This is a genomic window from Rhizobium sp. PRIMUS64 (assembly GCF_023006465.1).
GTDB lineage: Bacteria > Pseudomonadota > Alphaproteobacteria > Rhizobiales > Rhizobiaceae > Rhizobium > Rhizobium leguminosarum.
Genome location: NZ_JALBGX010000335.1, coordinates 1 through 538 on the forward strand (window position 1 = coordinate 1; position 538 = coordinate 538).

A 538-nucleotide genomic window follows, 5' to 3' on the forward strand; every position below is an offset into this window, starting at 1 on the left:
TTCCTTCGTCGCCGATCCGAAGCAATCGCAGGTCGCCGACAAGGTCGGCTTCGCGCTCGCCCCGGACAAGGGCCTCGGCAAGCGCGGCAACTGGCTCTGGGCCTGGAGCCTCGCCATCCCGGCAGGGACCCAGAAGGCCGAAGCTGCTGAGAAGTTCGTCGCCTGGGCAACGAGCAAGGAATACAGCAACCTCGTCGCCGAGAAGGAAGGTTGGCTGAACGCACCTCCGGGTACCCGCAAATCGCTCTATGCGAATGCGGACTACCAGAAGGCGGCTTCGTTCGCCAAGATGACGCTCGACTCGATCAACTCGGCCGATCCGAGCAAGCCGACCGTCAAGCCGGTCCCCTATGTCGGCGTGCAGTTCGTGGCGATCCCGGAATTCCAGGGCATCGGCACGGCAGTGGGCCAGCAGTTCTCGGCAGCTCTTGCCGGCCAACTTTCGGTCGACCAGGCCCTGCAGAGCGCCCAGCAGCTGGCAACCCGCGAAATGACCAAAGCCGGCTACATTAAATAAAACCTCCTGAGCAAGAGGCGG

At 63.2% G+C, this 538-nt stretch carries 1 protein-coding gene; it reads left to right on the plus strand.

Annotated features, from left to right (window positions below; translation table 11 throughout):
• Positions 1-517: extracellular solute-binding protein (locus MOV76_RS39440; protein ID WP_247266622.1), on the plus strand; the 517-nt coding region annotated here is incomplete at its 5' end.
• Positions 518-538: the final 21 nt, after the last annotated feature.